The sequence below is a fragment of the Streptomyces sp. NPDC034049 genome, assembly GCF_055575575.1.
On the sequence record NZ_JBVISJ010000002.1, the window covers coordinates 578,581 to 594,195 of the forward strand.

A 15,615-nucleotide genomic window follows, 5' to 3' on the forward strand; every position below is an offset into this window, starting at 1 on the left:
TGTCCCGCCCGCGCCGAGGTGCACGAGCCGTAGGTACGGGGGGAACCCCGGCTCTGTGCGACGGCCGATGACCAGTCGGCTCACTCATTACTGCGCCGGGGCGGCCAAAAGTGTTACCCGTTCCGCGAAAGAATTCGTAACAGCGGAGAAAGCGCAGGTCAGGAGGGGGTGACGCGGACGGCGAGGTCGATCCGCGCCGCCGCGGCGAGCTGACTCCGGTGGCCGTTGCCCTCGTTGCCCTTGCCGTTGCCATGCCCCTGGCCGCCCTTGCCGTGCCCGGGACGGTTCTTGCCGGCACCGCCGCCGGTGCCGGTGCCGGTGCCGTTTCCGTGGCGGCCCTTGCCGGGGTGGGAGTCGTCGTCCTCGTCGGGGTCGCTGCCGGAACGCGGCTTGCCGGCACCGCCGCCGGCCGAGCCGTCGGCGTCACCGGAGTCCGACGCACCGGCCCCGGCCCCGCTGCTCCGGCCCGCCCCGGTGCCCCCGCCCGGCCGCTTCTTCGTGCCGGGGTTGTCGGAGCCGCCGGCCAGGACGCCCTCGCAGTACCGCTTCAGCTGTCCCTTGCCCTTGCCGCCCGCCGCGTCCTCCAGGTCGCGCCGACGGTCGGACCCCAGCTCCTTGCCGTCGCGTACGTCACGGCAGGCGGAGAGGACCTTGTTCCACCACTCCTGGTCGGGGGTGTCGTTCTTCCCGCCGTCGCCGGTCCACCCGTCCTCGTCGGTACCGCCGGTGCCCTCGCCCCGGGCGGAGCCGTCCGGGGTCTCCTCGGGCTTCATGTCGCCCCACGCCCGCCGGCGGCCCTCGCCGTCCTGCGGGTCCGGTGACGGCGACAGCAGCGGCCGGTCCGGGGACCCGCCGGTGGAGACGGTGGCGGAGGGTTCCGGCCGGTCGTCGTGGAACGCGGTCAGCGCGCCGCCGCCGACCGCCACCGTGACCCCGCCGAGCATCCCGGCGGCCACCGCCGCGACCAGCCCGAACCGTACGGGCCGGCCCCAGCGGGCCCGGCGCGCGGCCGACCCGGCGCCCGGCCGCGCGGGCCGTCCGAGGTGGACGAGTCCCGCATCGGCGGCGGTGTGCGTACGGCTGCCACGGCCGGTCTCGGCAGCCCGCCCGCCGTCGGGCGGGAACGCGGAGGGGGCGGCGGCCGAGCCGGGCGTACGGGCCGTGCGGGCTGTTCGCGCGCTGCGGAAGGCGGCCAACGCGGCTTCCTCGCCGGGGAGTTCGGCGCTCCCCGAGGCCCCCGGAGCGACCTCGGCGGTCAGCGCGCCGAGCGCCTCGGCGAGCCGGGCGGCACGGTCACGGGTGTCGGCGTCGACGGCTTCGAGCGGCTCCCCGCGCAGCAGCCGCTCCGCGGCGTCGCGGGTGAGCCACCTGTACTGCTCGTCGGCCATCACACATCCTTCTGCGTCCGCGAACGCATATGCGTCACACCGGCGGACGAAGCCGCGCGTGCACGCGGCTCTCTCGGTGGGGGCACGGCGTCCAGCGGATCGCCGGTCTCCGGGTCGGCCTCGCCGGCCGTCTCCGGATTCTCCCCGATCAGTTCGGCGAGCCGCTTCAGCCCCCGGTGCGCGGCCGTCCGTACGGCTCCCGCGCGCTTGCCCAGGGCCTCGGCGGCGGTCTTCGCGTCGAGGCCGACCACGACCCGCAGGACCACCGCCTCCGCCTGGTCCTGCGGCAGCTGGGCGATGAGCGAGAGCGTGTGGCCGGTGGCCAGGGCCTCCATCGCCTCGCCGGCCGTGTCGGACTCGGCGGCCCTGCCGGTCAGCTCGGTCTCGTCGCCGCCTATCGCGGGCCTGCGTCCCCGCATCCGTATGTGGTCGAGGGCCCGGTTGCGGGCGATCCGCGCGGCCCAGCCGCGGAACCGGTCGGCGTCACCGCTGAACCGCTCCAGGTCACGGGCTATCTGGAGCCAGGACTCGGAGGTGACGTCCTCCGCGTCCGGATCGCCGACCAGCGTCCGCACGTACCCGAGCAGCCGTGGGTGCACCGAGCGGTACACAGTCCGGAACGCGGTCTCGTCCCCGTCCTGTGCCGCAAGCACCGCGGCGGTCAGCTCCGCGTCGTCCCCCAGCACCCGCGCGCGCCCCTCTTTGCGCCTCGACCGGCGCCGCTCTCGCGGACCGGGTTTCTCGCTCTCGTGGTCCTCAATGAATCGTGCGGTGCCGGGCCGTCGATGGTTGTGGTCGTCTTCCGCCATCCACGATCCGGCGCGAATGGCACGTTACGGCCTGAAACCGCTGGGCGTCCATGTCCGTAGAACATGCAACTAACTCGTGATGCGGCGAGGTGTGACAGAAAACGGGGACGCGGCGCTGTAGGTAGTACGGGTCGCCGCGCGGCCCGTGCCGCGCGACGGTCGGGGCCTCTCCTGTGGGGGGTGGCGGCCCCGACCGTTGCCATCGGCGGAGTGGCCGGGTGTCTTGCGAGTACGGGGGTCTTGCGAGCACGCCGGCCTTACTTCGTTCCGGCGGCTTTCTGCGGCGAGGTCTGCGGGGCCTTCTGCGGCGCGTTCTGCGGGGCGCCGCCCTCGATCTCGTCCTCGTCCCCGGCCGTCGGCTCCGGTCGATCGCCGCCGGACACGTGCGACCGCCCCGCCTCGTCGGGCGCCTTCGAACCGGTCGGCCCGTTCTGCCCGCTCTCCTCGCTCTGCCCGTTCTCCTCGCTCTGCCCGTTCGGTTCGTTCGGCCCGTTGGGTTCGGCGGGCCGGGGTGACTGGCGTCGGCTGTCGTCGGAGGGCTTGCCTTCGTCGCGTCGGTCGGCCTGTCGGCGGGAGTCGTCCGGGCTCCGGGACGCGCCACCCCGTTCGGCCGGGGCGGAGGTGTCCGGGCTCGCGGTACCGGGGCGCGGGACGTCCGCGGGGCCGGGCGGGGTCGGGGCGCCGCCGGGGCGGGCGGGACGCTCACGGTGTCCGTACTCCCCGGAGTCACGGTCGGCGCCCTTGTCGCCGTGGGTGGCCGAGCCGATCGCCGCGAAGGCGGCTCCGCCGAGGGTGAGGCTGGCCAGCAGGACCGCCAGGGTGGTGCGGACGGAGAGCTGGACGCGGCGCCGGGCGTTCGGCCGCCAGTCGTCGCGCCGCCGGGTACGGGCCGTACGGCCCCCGCTCTCCCGCGCCGCCCGGAAGGCCGCCACGGCGCGCGCCTCCCCCGCACGGTCGTCCGACGCGGCCGCGCGCACGGCGGCGGCGAGGAGCGAATCGACGGAGGCGCCCTCACGGAACGCGGCGGACGGGGTGCCCGTGGCCGCAGGGGGCGCGGGGACGGGGGCAGGGGAGACGGTGTCGGGGGCAGCGGAGACGGTGTCGTGCCGTTCTCCGTTGTCAGGCCGGTCGCTCATCTCCGGCTCCGTCCTGCCCGACGGCATCTCGCGCCCTTCCCTCCACCCATGGGTCCCGACGTCGCTGTCGGTCATCTCGACTCCCCCAGCGTCCGGGGGCCGTCATCCGTCACACCCTCGCTCCGGAGGAGCTGGGCGAGACGCTTCAGGCCCCGGTGGGTGGCGGTACGGACCGCGCCGGGGCGTTTGCCGAGGACGCGGGCGGCGGCGGGGCCGTCCAGGCCGACGACCACGCGCAGCAGGACGGCCTCGGCCTGGTCGCGGGGCAGCCGGGCGACCAGCGCCAGGGCCTGCTCGGTGGAGAGGCTCTCCAGCGCCTGGTCCTGGGTGCTGTGCGCGCCCGGCAGTTCCAGCAGGTCGTTCTCCAGCGCGGTCGCCCGGGGTCTGACCCGCTGGCGCCGCAGATGGTCCAGGGCCCGGTGCCGGGCGATGGTCGCGCTCCAGCCCCGGAAGCCCGCCCCGTCGCCCTTGAACCGGCCGAGGTCCCGCGCGATCTCCAGCCAGGCGTCCGAGGCGACGTCCTCCGCGTCGTCCCCGACGATGCCGCGCAGATACCCCAGCAGCCCGGGCTGCACGAGCCGGTAGGCCACCGCGAACGCGGCCTCGTCCCCGGCCTGGGCCCGCGCGACGGCCGCGCCCAGTTCCGCGTCGTACGCCTGCACGCGCCGAGGTTCCCCTCCCTGGCTCCACACCTGTCCGTGACAGCGCCACATCAGTGCCGGGATCGCCGTCCCGGGGGCCGTCCCGACCGCCGCCAAGCCCCCACGCTCCTCTGCGTCGCGGCTCGCGGAAGTGTCACTGCGGCCCGGGCGCGCCCCCGGAGAGCGTCCGCGGGGCGGCCCACATCACCCGGAAGCGGAAACACCGGCCTCCTCCGTGACATAGGGCACACCCGCACCCCCCGATGTCGATCTGCGCGGACCCCTGTGCGCTGAATAGAAGGGTCACCCGTGTGCCGGGTGGTGTCTTCGTACCGTTCTTACAGGGGTGGGGTATTTGAGTCGCCGTAGGAGCCATGTGTCGGAGCCGGTGGGGCCGAAGCGGAGGGTCTGGCGGACGCTGGGGGCCGTCGTGGCCGGCGGCGCGGGCCTGGTGTCGTACACGGTGGTCGGGCCGGGCGCCGGTACCGCCGCCGCCGACGGACCCACCGCCCGCCCCTCGACCGTCACCCGTCCCCCGATCGTCAGCCGGGCGGCGTGGGGCGCGGACGAGTCGGCCGTGACGGGGACGGCCGAGTACGTCGACCGGATCGGCGCGGTGTTCGTCCACGACACCGGCGGCACCGACGACTACAGCTGCGCCGAGTCGCCCGCCCTGATCCGCGCGCTCATGGCGGACGACATCGGGACGGCCGGCCGGGGCGACCTCGGCTACAACTTCGTCGTCGACAAGTGCGGCCGGATCTACGAGGGCCGGGCGGGCGGCGCGGACCTGCCGGTGCGGGGCGCCCACACCCCCGGGTTCGACGGGGAGTCGACGGGCATCGCGGTCCTCGGCGACTTCGACGGCGGCGGGCCGAGCCGGGCGGCCGTGGAGTCCGTGGCACGGCTGGCGGCGTGGAAGCTGGGCCAGTACGCGGGCGACCCCACGGGCAAGGTGACGCTCACGGCGTCCGAGGACACCGGTGTGTACACGCACGGCGAGTCCGCGGAGCTGGACGTGATCTCCGGCGGCAGCGACGCGGCGTCCCTCACGTCCCCGGGAGCCGGCCTCTACTCCGAACTCCCCGAGATACGTCGCTACGCCGCCTCCGCGGGCCGTTCCTCCGCGATCCCGACCGCCGACTACACGGGGGACGGCGTGAGCGACCTGGTGACGCCGACGCCCCGGGTCGGCAGCGGCTGGGTCACCCTGGTGCCGGGCGGCGCGAACGGCCCCGTGGCGACCGCGAGGCTCCGGCTGGACCAGGCGAGCGCGGGTGTGCCGGGCGCCGCCGAGTCCGGCGACCAGTGGGGCGCGGCGACCGCGTGGGGCGACGTCGACGGCGACGGGGACGCGGATCTCGTGGTCGGCGCGCCCGGCGAGGACGACACCACCGGGCACGCGGACCGGGGCGCGGTGACGATCCTCTACGGGCCGTCGTTCACCGCCGACGCCGACACGATGGCCCTCGGCGACGACTACGAGCCGGCCGGCGCGCGGTTCGGCGCGACGGTGGCGGCCGGGGACTTCAACGCGGACGGCAGGGCGGACGTGTTCACCGCCGCGACCGGTACGGGCGGCAACTGGGCGGCCCGCTTCGGCGACGGCCACGAGGTCGCCGGGGACCTCACCACGGCGACCGGGTCCCTGGCGTACGCGGACGCCGCGACCGGCGACTTCAACCGGGACGGCTACGCCGACGTGGCCCTCACCTACCGTGACGCGTCCGGCATCGGCCGGGTCGTCTGGTTCAAGGGCTCCCGGTCGCTGGGGCTGACGAAGGTCGGAACGCTGACCGTGAAGGGCGGGCGAGCCGTCGGGGCGGGCGACATCGACGGCGACGGGTACGACGACCTGGTCGTCGGGCAGCCGTACGCCTCCGAGTCCGGCGGCAACGCGGGCGGTCAGGTGACCGTGGTCCCCGGCACCTCCACCGGCCTCGGTGCGACGGGGACGCGGACGGTGCACCAGGCCACGGCCGGGGTGGAGGGTGCCTCCGAGACCTCGGACGGCTTCGGCTCGACGGTGTCCGTCGGCGATGTCGACGCCGACGGGTACGCCGACGTGCTCACCGGCGCGCCGGGCGAGGACATCACGCGGGACGGGAAGAACCGGGCCGACGCGGGGTCGGTGTGGCTGTTGAAGGGGGCCGCGGCCGGGGTGAGCGGGGCGGGGTCGCTGGCGCTCTCGCAGGACGCGCCGGATGTCGCCGGTTCCACCGAGGCGGGGGACCGGTTCGGGTCGGCGGTGTCGGGGACGGATGTCACCGGGGACGGGTATGCCGATGTGCTGGTCGGCGTGGAGGGCGAGGACACCGGGAACGGAACGGTCCTGTTCGTGCCGTCGGTGGGCGGTGTGCCGGTGGCTTCACGGTCCGTGTACTACGGGGTGACGCAACTGGGAGCGCCGACGGGAAGCCGCCTGGGACAACTGCTGACGCCGTGATCCCACGTACGGGTCCGGTGGGGGCCCTCCGATGAGAAGCAGGGGGCGCAGCCCCCGCTTTTCAGGGGCGCGGGGAACTGTGCGAGAAGCCCCGCGCACCCGCAGACGAACAACCGCCCTCACCCGGAGGGCATCGCGTCGTGGCACAGCAGCCGCAGTGACCCGTCGCCCGTGAAGCAGCGGCGGGCCTCGTCGAAGGGGTCCCAGAAGCGGCCGTCCCGGGTACGCACCCAGTAGCCGCCCTCCGCCTCGACCCATTCACCGCCGGCCCAGCGCACGACGACCTCTCCGCCGTACGCCCCGAAACCCCGCAACGCCCCCTCCACGGCGGCGTACGGCGCCCCCTCCCGGCGGATCTCCTCGATCATCCGGTCCACCCGCCACAGGCTCTGCGTCGAGTAGTCGAGGCGCACCCGCGCCCCTTCCCGCATCATCGCCACCGCGTCGGCCGCCCACCGCAGGGGCTTCGCCGCGCTACCGGGCCGGTTCCCACGGCTCCCCGGTGCGCTGGTGGTACCGACCGAACTGAATGTCTGCTGTGCGCTCACACTCGGGAAAGCGCCCGCCCGGCACGAGACGTTTCGCGATTCGGGCCCGTCCTCGACACCGGCGCAGGACCGCCACACCCGGCCCCAGGACACCCACAGGACCCGCCAGGAAACGAGGTTTACCGCCGCGCCCCCCGCGCGCGCCGCGACACGACCGCCCGCAGCACCCGCCGCCCCTCCGTGGCCACCCCGAGCGCCTGCCGCAGTCCCGCCGCGCCGTGCTGGGCGAGCAGTTCCAACACCACGATCTGACGGCGCAGTTCGGCGGCGACGAGATGGGAGGCACCCTCGGTGCGGCCCTCGCGGCACGCCGCCACGGAGGCGGCGTTCCCGGCGTCCAGCGGGTCGAGCAGCTGATGGATCCGCAGGGCGGCGACGGAGCACACCTCCGCCCACTCCCGCAGCCCTTCGCCGGACGGCTCCTCGGGAACCGCGTCGAGCATCCCGCGGGCGAGCACGACGATCTCCTCACCGCCGCTCACGCCGGAGCCGGCTTCGGGCGGGCCCGGTGGTGCCAGTTCGCCGCGTATCTTCGCGAGGCGCTCGCCCCACTCCTCCCCCTCGTCCACGAGTCCCGCCCAGAGCGGACGCAGGACCTCGTCGTCGCCCCCGAGGAGCGGTACGCAGCGGTCCAAACAAGCCAGACCCCCGGCCGCCAGACCACGTTCGTCGGCCTGGGCCATCAGCTCCACCAGGCTCATCGCGCCTCCCCTAGATCCCGCTCGATCGCGCCCCGGTTATACGGAGCCCGCACTTCCCCTTACTGCGTGCGACGACGCGGGAGTGTCACAGAGGGACGACCCCGAGCCGGTCGAGCAACCGGAACAGAATGTTTTCAGCCAGGGGGTCCGCCGGTCCAGGCTCCGCGGTCAACACCTCGACCAGGGACCGCTCGACGACGTCCCGCCCCGCCTCGGCGGCCCAGGCGACGGCGCGCCCGGCGGCGTCGCGCGGTTCGAGGAAGTAGTCCTCGACGGTGAGCCCGTCCCCGTCTCCCAGATACGCGGCCATGGCGCGGCGCGCGAGACACGTCGTCCACGCCCCGCTCTCCGGCCCGGCGGCCTCGACGACCACGCAGTCGCTGTCCATGACATAGCCGAACAGCGCTGGCGCCCCCGTCTCCCGGGCGAGCGTGTTCATGTTGCCGACATCGGCGGTGCCCCCGGAGCCCCCGGCCGCCTCGGCGCCCGGCGCGCCCGTCGGGTACGCCCAGATCTGCCAGCCCTCGTCCGCCGTCATGCACAACGTCAGGGCCTCGGCTCCGGCCAGCGCGTCCAGCTCCTTGAGCGGCCGCTCGCTCCTGCCGACAACGTAGTACCCCCAGTACCCCATACCGGGAATAGACCACAGCCGTACGGCGGTCCGCCCCCGGAATCGGGCAATCCGCACGGTTGCCCCGAGACAGACCGAGACGGACCGACCGGACCGAGACGGACCGACCGGACCGAGACGCTCTGCGGCACAGAAACCGGCGACGGCCTACGCCTCAGAGCCCGGCGACCGGCTCCGGATCACGCGGCCCGCTCCGCGCCTTGTCGTCCTGCATCCGGGTGAGGGCGAGGACGAAGAGGGCCGCGAACACGGCGGCCACGATCTCCAGGGAGTCCGCGAACAGCATTTGCTGGGCGGCCGGCCGGTACTCCTCCGCCGTCTCCGCCCGCAGGTACGCCCGGTCGCCCACTTCCCCCGCGACGAGGCTGAGCAGCCACAGCGTCCACCAGGTGTTGACGAGCGCGTGCGACCTCGGCTTCCCCCAGGGGCCGCTCGCCTCCCAGCAGTCGACGGCGATCCGGCGTGGGAACCACAGGTTCACCACCGGAACGAACCAGCCGCCGATCGCCCAGCCTCGCTTCTTCCGATGCCCGAAGGGGTCGAACACCTCGGCATTGACCCGCACCCGGTGGAACCAGACCAAGAAGACGACGGCCGTGGCCAGGTAGGTGAACGTCTGGAGGGCGGCGGCCAGCGCCATCAGCCCGTCCGCCCGGTCGGAATCACGCTCCAGAGCAACGCTCCAGTCGTCGGCCAGCATCCGGTTCATCACGTCGAGGAGCGAGAGATCCGCCCACACCGCGACCAGGTCGGCCACGGCGACCACCCCGAGCAGGATCGCCACCGCCCGCCCCAGCCCCACCGGCGACTGCAACAGGGGCGGCGGGCCCAGGGGCACACCGACACCCGGAGGCGGAGCCTTCGGGAGGCCCGCACCCACATCCGGATGCTGGTCCTCGGCCTCGCAGGCCCGGCAGAGTTCTCCCCCGGGCGCCGCGTCGAACTGCCGACAGCGCGTGCACGTCATTCAGATCCCCCGACCGGCCATGGAAGCGCGGATTCCTCCCCAGAACCTCACGCGCAGCAACAAGAACAGGCGGACCCTACGACTCCCCCGTCCCGCCCGTCCACCCGGTTCCGCCCCCGGAGGGTCAGCTCACCTTCCCCGCCAGCTCCCGGAACTGCGCCCAGGTCAGGGCCGGCTTCCCCGGGTCCCACAGCTTCTGCGAAAGCGCCCGCAGCGGCATCCGGACGCCCGCCGCGACCTGCGCCTCGGTCTGCCTGTTCGCGAGATCGCACCAGACGGCGAAGGAGCCGCCGAGGATCTGGGAGTCGTACTGGGCGGGCACGGCGGTGGTGCCGCGCAGCACCCGTGGGGTCCAGGACTCGTAGATGCGCTGCCCGGTCGGGTAGACGAACTGGTTGGGTTCGCCGAGGACGTAGTACAGGTACTCGTCGTTGTAGTTGATCACCTGGCGACCGGCGCTCAGATACTCCACCGGCGGCCGGGCCCCGATCTCCTTGCCCGTCCAGTACGCGACCTGGATCGCCTTGTCCGCCTGGACCGAGCCGCCCCGGAAGAACCCGTCGTTCCAGGCCCGTACGGTCCGGTCGTGGCCGCGCATCACCGCGGCGCGGTCGTTCAGCCAGCCGGTGGCGAGATCGGCGACGGTCGCGCCGGCGCCGTACTTCTGGCGCGCGGCGGCGGCCAGCTGCGGATACGAGGCCTCCGGGTTCGAGGACATCAGCGCCCGGTACTCGTCGGCGCCGAGGTGCCAGTCCGCCCCGTCGAACAGGTCGGCGTACTCGTCGAGCAGTTCGTCCACGACCACGGCGGAACGCGGGTTGGAGATGTCGACGGCGCCGCTCGCGGCCTCGCCCTGCGCGTTCTTCAGCTGGAGCCCCGGGTTGCCCGCGATCACGGCCCCCAGGTGCCCCGGCGAGTCGATCTCGGGCACGACCTCGATGTGGCGGCTCTCCGCGAGGTCCAGGATCTTCCTCACCTGGGCCTTGGTGAGGTGCTGCCGGGACACCACCTCGGGGTGGCTCGTGGACTCGATCCGGAACCCCTGGTCGTCGGAGAAGTGCAGACCGAGCTGGTTGTACTTCAGGTCGCCCAGCTCACGGACGCGGTCCTCGATCCAGCCCGCCGTGAAGTGCTTGCGCGCGATGTCGAGCATGAACCCGCGCTGCGGCTTGGCCGGCTCGTCCCGGACGACGCCCTCCGGCGCCGTACCGCCGCCGCGCACCTCCTGCTTCAGGGTGCGGGTGCCGTAGAAGACGCCCGCCTCGGCGGGCGCGGCGATCCGCGCCCGGCCGTCCTTCACGGTCAGCGTGTACGCCTCCGACCGCGGCGCGTCCGCCCCGGTGAGCGCCAGTTCCACGTCACCGTCCCGGGGCCGCGTCTCGCCCGCGTACGTCAGGCCCAGTTCCCCGGCGGTCAGCCGCCCCTCGTCGGCCAGGGCGGCGTTCCGTACGACGACCCGGCCCCCGTCGGCGGGCTTCCAGCCGGGGCCGCGGGCGGCCTCGTGCTGCCGGACGGCGGGGACGGTCCGCGGCTTCGCCGACAGGGGATAGGTGCGCGACGGCGACGGGGACGCGGAGGGGGTGGTCCGGGGGGCGCCCACGGCCGTCTGCTCCGGCGACGGGCCCGATCCACCGGACGTCGACGTCCCGTCGCCCGGCCACACGGTCACGGCCACCGCGACCGCGCCGCCCGCCAGCACGACTCCCGTGCCCAGGAGCAACCCTTTCGACGTGATCGCCGTCTTCCTGCGGGGTGCCCTGCGCCGGCCCCGGTTCACGACACGCCCCCGGTCCCCGTACCGGTCCTGGTCCCGCTCACCGTCCACGACATCTCACACACCTCTCGCCACGCTCTGCCCCCGGTCCCACACCCGGCTCTCCACCGAGCCCCCTTCTCGAACCTACGACGTCCCACCGCCCGAACCGTCCACCACAGGTTCCGAAACTCTCCCGTCCGGGTGAATTTCGGGCATCGAACGGACAGCCCATGAACCGCCTCGATAACGTGGTGGCACCTTTCGCACAGCCTGCCCAGCCGACCCCTACGCACCGCCGAGGACCCACGCTGCCTCCGCACCGTCTCCCGCACCTCCCCGGCCAGGTCGCCGTTCCGGAGCAGGCCCCCACTCCCGGCCTCTCGCCCCTGGAGCGGTTCAACCACGCTCCCGCCGAGACCGCCCGGCAGGACCTCCTCGGCTGCCTCCGCAGCCTGCGCTGGGCGCACCGCCTCACCGACCACCGCCCCTACCCCGACGTCGACGCCCTCCTCGCCGCCTCCGACGAGGCCGCGTACGACCTCACGGCGGCGGACCTGGCCGAGGCGCTGGCGGGCGAGACCCTCCCCGTCCTCCCCGACGACATCTACGGCGTCGCCCACACCGCCCTCGACGCCGCGCACGCCGCGTACGAGGCCCGCTTCGGCCACGTCTTCGTCATCGCCCGCGGCACCGCCCACCCCGACGAACTCCTCGACCGCACCCTGGAGGGCATCCGCTCCCGCCTCTCGAACGACCCGGAGGAGGAGCGCGTGGTGGTCGGGGAGGAGCTGCGCCGCCTGGCGCGAGAACGCCTGACGGGCCACCTCCTCAGGGGCGCGGGGAGCCATGCGGTCCTCTAGGGCCACGGGAAACCGCGCGACCGGCCCGGATGCCGCCCGCTACTCACCCTTACGTGCACCTTTGTATGCCAGTTTGATCACACCAACCCTCCCGGCTTAAGCCAAGCGCAACGACGTCGCTACCATGGCCGGGGCCGGTGGACCGTACCCGGCCGGGTCAGACCGACAAGCAAGCCGGCCGGCCCCAATCCCCGCTCCCGGAGGGTTCTTCCGTGCCGGCTGGAACGCTGTACCGCGGCCGGGAAGGAATGTGGTCCTGGGTGGCTCATCGAGTCACCGGCGTCCTCATCTTCTTCTTCCTGTTCGTACACGTGCTGGACACCGCTCTCGTACGTGTCTCCCCCGACGCCTACGACAAGGTCGTGGCCACGTACAAGACGCCGATCGTCGCGCTGCTGGAGTACGGCCTCGTGGCCGCCATCCTCTTCCACGCGCTCAACGGTCTTCGGGTCATCGCCGTCGACTTCTGGTCCAACGGCCCCCGACACCAGAAGACGATGCTCTGGTCCGTCGTCGGCATCTGGCTCGTCCTGATGATCGGGGCCCTGTACCCCGTCCTCGGCCACGCCGCTCGTGAAGTCTTCGGGAGCTGAGACAGATGTCCGCCACTGAAACCACCGCATCCGGCATCGGCCCCGTCGAGGGCACCGGGGAACTGTCGGGCTACAGCCCCGACAACCCGGCCCCCCTCATCGAGCCGCCCCGTAAGCGCACCAAGAAGAGCCCGAAGTCGACCCGCGGCAACTTCGAGATGGCCGCGTGGCTCTTCATGCGTCTGTCCGGCATCGTCCTGGTCGTCCTGGTCATCGGCCACCTGCTGATCCAGCTCGTCCTCGACGGCGGCGTCTCCAAGATCGGCTTCGCGTTCGTCGCGGGCCGCTGGGCGTCCCCGTTCTGGCAGACCTGGGACCTGCTGATGCTGTGGCTCGCGATGCTGCACGGCGCCAACGGCCTGCGCACGGTCATCAACGACTACGCGGAGCGCCCGAACACGCGGCTGTGGCTCAAGGGCCTGCTCTACACCGCCACGGTGTTCACCATCCTGCTGGGCACGCTGGTGATCTTCACCTTCGACCCGAACATCCGCTAGGCACGGGGCTGAGGCAACCGATCATGAAGATCCACAAGTACGACACCGTCATCGTCGGCGCCGGCGGCGCCGGTATGCGCGCGGCCATCGAGTCCACGCAGCGCAGCCGCACCGCCGTGCTGACCAAGCTGTACCCCACCCGCTCCCACACGGGCGCCGCGCAGGGCGGCATGGCCGCCGCGCTCGCCAACGTGGAGGAGGACAACTGGGAGTGGCACACCTTCGACACGGTCAAGGGCGGTGACTACCTGGTCGACCAGGACGCCGCCGAGATCCTGGCGAAGGAGGCCATCGACTCCGTCCTCGACCTGGAGAAGATGGGCCTGCCGTTCAACCGGACGCCCGACGGGACGATCGACCAGCGCCGCTTCGGCGGTCACAGCAGGAACCACGGCGAGGCCCCGGTCCGCCGCTCCTGCTACGCGGCCGACCGCACCGGCCACATGATCCTCCAGACGCTGTACCAGAACTGCGTCAAACACGGCGTGGAGTTCTTCAACGAGTTCTACGTCCTGGACCAGCTGATCACCGAGGTCGACGGCGTCAAGAAGTCGGCGGGCGTCGTCGCGTACGAACTCGCCACCGGTGAGATCCACATCTTCCAGGCGAAGGCCGTGATCTACGCGTCCGGCGGCTGCGGCAAGTTCTTCAAGGTGACGTCCAACGCGCACACCCTGACCGGTGACGGCCAGGCCGCCGTGTACCGCCGCGGGCTGCCGCTGGAGGACATGGAGTTCTTCCAGTTCCACCCGACCGGCATCTGGCGCATGGGCATCCTGCTGACGGAGGGCGCCCGCGGTGAGGGCGGCATCCTCCGCAACAAGGACGGCGAGCGCTTCATGGAGAAGTACGCGCCGGTCATGAAGGACCTCGCGTCCCGTGACGTCGTCTCCCGCTCCATCTACACGGAGATCCGTGAGGGCCGCGGCTGCGGTCCCGAGGGCGACCACGTCTACCTCGACCTCACGCACCTCCCGCCGGAGCAGCTCGACGCCAAGCTCCCGGACATCACCGAGTTCGCGCGGACGTACCTCGGCATCGAGCCCTACACGGACCCGATCCCGATCCAGCCGACCGCGCACTACGCCATGGGCGGCATCCCGACGAACGTCGAGGGTGAGGTCCTCAGCGACAACACCACCGTCGTCCCCGGCCTGTACGCCGCCGGTGAGGTCGCCTGTGTCTCCGTGCACGGCGCCAACCGTCTGGGCACCAACTCGCTGCTCGACATCAACGTGTTCGGGCGCCGGGCGGGCATCGCGGCCGCCGAGTACTCCCAGAAGGCGGACTTCGTCGAGCTGCCGGAGAACCCGGAGTCGCTGGTCGTCGAGCAGATCGAGCGGCTGCGCTCGTCCACGGGCAACGAGCGCGTGGCCGAGCTGCGGCGCGAGCTGCAGGAGACCATGGACGCCAACGTCATGGTGTTCCGCACCGAGCAGACGATCAAGACGGCCGTCGAGAAGATCGCCGAGCTGCGCGAGCGCTACAAGAACGTGGCGATCCAGGACAAGGGCAAGCGGTTCAACACCGACCTGCTGGAGGCCGTCGAGCTGGGCAACCTGCTCGACCTGGCCGAGGTCATGGCCGTCTCCGCGCTCGCCCGCAAGGAGTCCCGCGGCGGTCACTACCGCGAGGACTACCCCAACCGCGACGACGTCAACTTCATGCGTCACACCATGGCGTACCGCGAGGTCGGCGACGACGGCTCCGAGACCGTCCGCCTCGACTACAAGCCGGTCGTCCAGACCCGCTACCAGCCGATGGAGCGTAAGTACTGATGGCAACCCCGACCCTGGACAAGGCGGACGCGGCCGGCAGCCCCGAGCCCGGTTTCGCCGACTCCCCGTACATCACGGTCACCTTCCGTGTCCGTCGCTTCAACTCCGAGGTCTCGGCCGAGGCCAGCTGGCAGGACTTCCAGCTGGAGATCGACCCCAAGGAGCGCGTCCTCGACGGTCTGCACAAGATCAAGTGGGACGTGGACGGCACGCTGACGTTCCGCCGTTCCTGCGCCCACGGCATCTGCGGGTCGGACGCCATGCGGATCAACGGCAAGAACCGTCTGGCCTGCAAGACGCTGATCAAGGACATCAACCCCGAGAAGCCGATCACGATCGAGCCCATCAAGGGCCTCACGGTCCTCAAGGACCTGGTCGTGGACATGGAGCCGTTCTTCCAGGCGTACCGGGACGTGATGCCCTTCCTGATCACGAAGGACACCAACGAGCCGACGCGCGAGCGCTTCCAGACCGCCGAGGACCGCGAGCGCTTCGACGACACCACGAAGTGCATCCTCTGCGCCGCGTGCACGTCCTCGTGCCCGGTGTTCTGGAACGACGGCCAGTACTTCGGCCCGGCCGCGATCGTCAACGCCCACCGCTTCATCTTCGACTCGCGCGACGAGGCCGGTGAGCAGCGGCTGGAGATCCTCAACGACCGTGACGGCGTGTGGCGTTGCCGGACGACGTTCAACTGCACGGACGCCTGCCCGCGCGGTATCGAGGTCACCAAGGCGATCCAGGAGGTGAAGCGGGCGCTCATCACGCGCCGCTTCTGATCCACCGCCGGTCGGCGTACCGGCGTCCTCCACCGGTGTCCCGCACCGGATCTCGCGCCGGAAGGCCCGCGGACTCGTCCGCGGG

At 72.5% G+C, this 15,615-nt stretch carries 15 protein-coding genes; 6 read left to right on the forward strand and 9 right to left on the reverse strand.

Features of this window, described 5'->3' with window-relative positions:
- Window positions 1-158: 158 nt before the first annotated feature.
- From ACZ52C_RS07385 to ACZ52C_RS07400, 4 genes are all read right to left on the reverse strand, one after another.
- Window positions 159-1,388, reverse strand: coding sequence for a hypothetical protein (locus tag ACZ52C_RS07385; RefSeq protein ID WP_469073829.1), 1,230 nt, complete (start codon window positions 1,386-1,388; stop codon window positions 159-161).
- Window positions 1,388-2,074, reverse strand: a complete 687-nt coding sequence (locus ACZ52C_RS07390; protein WP_045562906.1) for an RNA polymerase sigma factor — start codon at window positions 2,072-2,074, stop codon at window positions 1,388-1,390. Before ACZ52C_RS07390 ends, ACZ52C_RS07385 begins: the two co-directional genes overlap by 1 nt.
- Window positions 2,075-2,454: 380 nt before the next feature.
- A complete protein-coding gene (locus ACZ52C_RS07395) occupies window positions 2,455-3,333 on the reverse strand; it encodes a hypothetical protein (protein ID WP_469073830.1) in 879 nt (292 codons plus the stop codon).
- A 71-nt stretch (window positions 3,334-3,404) separates the two neighbouring features.
- On the reverse strand, window positions 3,405-4,046 hold the full coding sequence (locus tag ACZ52C_RS07400) for an RNA polymerase sigma factor (RefSeq protein WP_469074168.1): 642 nt from the start codon (window positions 4,044-4,046) through the stop codon (window positions 3,405-3,407).
- A 304-nt stretch (window positions 4,047-4,350) separates the two neighbouring features.
- On the opposite strand from ACZ52C_RS07400, the gene ACZ52C_RS07405 reads away from it, so the two are divergent.
- Complete coding sequence (locus ACZ52C_RS07405; RefSeq protein ID WP_469073831.1) at window positions 4,351-6,420, forward strand: FG-GAP-like repeat-containing protein; 2,070 nt, start codon at window positions 4,351-4,353, stop codon at window positions 6,418-6,420.
- Window positions 6,421-6,539: 119 nt separating this feature from the next.
- Here ACZ52C_RS07405 and ACZ52C_RS07410 read toward each other — a convergent pair whose 3' ends face one another.
- The 5 genes from ACZ52C_RS07410 to ACZ52C_RS07430 all read right to left on the reverse strand — a co-directional run bounded on the left by ACZ52C_RS07410 (window position 6,540) and on the right by ACZ52C_RS07430 (window position 10,987).
- Window positions 6,540-6,968 carry a hypothetical protein gene (locus ACZ52C_RS07410; protein ID WP_469073832.1) on the reverse strand — a complete coding sequence of 143 codons (429 nt, stop codon included), beginning with the start codon at window positions 6,966-6,968 and terminating at the stop codon, window positions 6,540-6,542.
- A 119-nt stretch (window positions 6,969-7,087) separates the two neighbouring features.
- Window positions 7,088-7,669 carry a hypothetical protein gene (locus ACZ52C_RS07415; RefSeq protein ID WP_469073833.1) on the reverse strand — a complete coding sequence of 194 codons (582 nt, stop codon included), beginning with the start codon at window positions 7,667-7,669 and terminating at the stop codon, window positions 7,088-7,090.
- Window positions 7,670-7,754: 85 nt separating this feature from the next.
- Window positions 7,755-8,300: a hypothetical protein gene (locus tag ACZ52C_RS07420; RefSeq protein WP_469073834.1), complete on the reverse strand. Its 546-nt coding sequence runs from the start codon at window positions 8,298-8,300 to the stop codon at window positions 7,755-7,757.
- A 154-nt stretch (window positions 8,301-8,454) separates the two neighbouring features.
- A complete protein-coding gene (locus tag ACZ52C_RS07425) occupies window positions 8,455-9,267 on the reverse strand; it encodes a DUF4328 domain-containing protein (protein WP_469073835.1) in 813 nt (270 codons plus the stop codon).
- Window positions 9,268-9,391: 124 nt separating this feature from the next.
- The gene (locus ACZ52C_RS07430) at window positions 9,392-10,987 is read right to left on the reverse strand and encodes a beta-N-acetylhexosaminidase (protein ID WP_469074169.1); all 1,596 of its coding nucleotides are present in this window, start codon (window positions 10,985-10,987) and stop codon (window positions 9,392-9,394) included.
- 266 nt (window positions 10,988-11,253) lie between these two features.
- On the opposite strand from ACZ52C_RS07430, the gene ACZ52C_RS07435 reads away from it, so the two are divergent.
- From ACZ52C_RS07435 to ACZ52C_RS07455, 5 genes are all read left to right on the forward strand, one after another.
- Window positions 11,254-11,883, forward strand: a complete 630-nt coding sequence (locus ACZ52C_RS07435) for a 2-oxo-4-hydroxy-4-carboxy-5-ureidoimidazoline decarboxylase (protein ID WP_469073836.1) — start codon at window positions 11,254-11,256, stop codon at window positions 11,881-11,883.
- 212 nt (window positions 11,884-12,095) lie between these two features.
- Entirely contained in the window at window positions 12,096-12,476 is a 381-nt protein-coding gene (gene sdhC / locus ACZ52C_RS07440; protein ID WP_078936941.1) for a succinate dehydrogenase, cytochrome b556 subunit, read from the forward strand.
- A gap of 5 nt (window positions 12,477-12,481) precedes the next feature.
- Complete coding sequence (locus ACZ52C_RS07445) at window positions 12,482-12,973, forward strand: succinate dehydrogenase hydrophobic membrane anchor subunit (RefSeq protein WP_033525297.1); 492 nt, start codon at window positions 12,482-12,484, stop codon at window positions 12,971-12,973.
- A 23-nt stretch (window positions 12,974-12,996) separates the two neighbouring features.
- The gene (gene sdhA / locus ACZ52C_RS07450; protein WP_469073837.1) at window positions 12,997-14,751 is read left to right on the forward strand and encodes a succinate dehydrogenase flavoprotein subunit; all 1,755 of its coding nucleotides are present in this window, start codon (window positions 12,997-12,999) and stop codon (window positions 14,749-14,751) included.
- Complete coding sequence (locus tag ACZ52C_RS07455; RefSeq protein ID WP_239756853.1) at window positions 14,751-15,530, forward strand: succinate dehydrogenase iron-sulfur subunit; 780 nt, start codon at window positions 14,751-14,753, stop codon at window positions 15,528-15,530. The genes sdhA and ACZ52C_RS07455 overlap by 1 nt, the downstream gene beginning before the upstream one ends.
- Window positions 15,531-15,615: the final 85 nt, after the last annotated feature.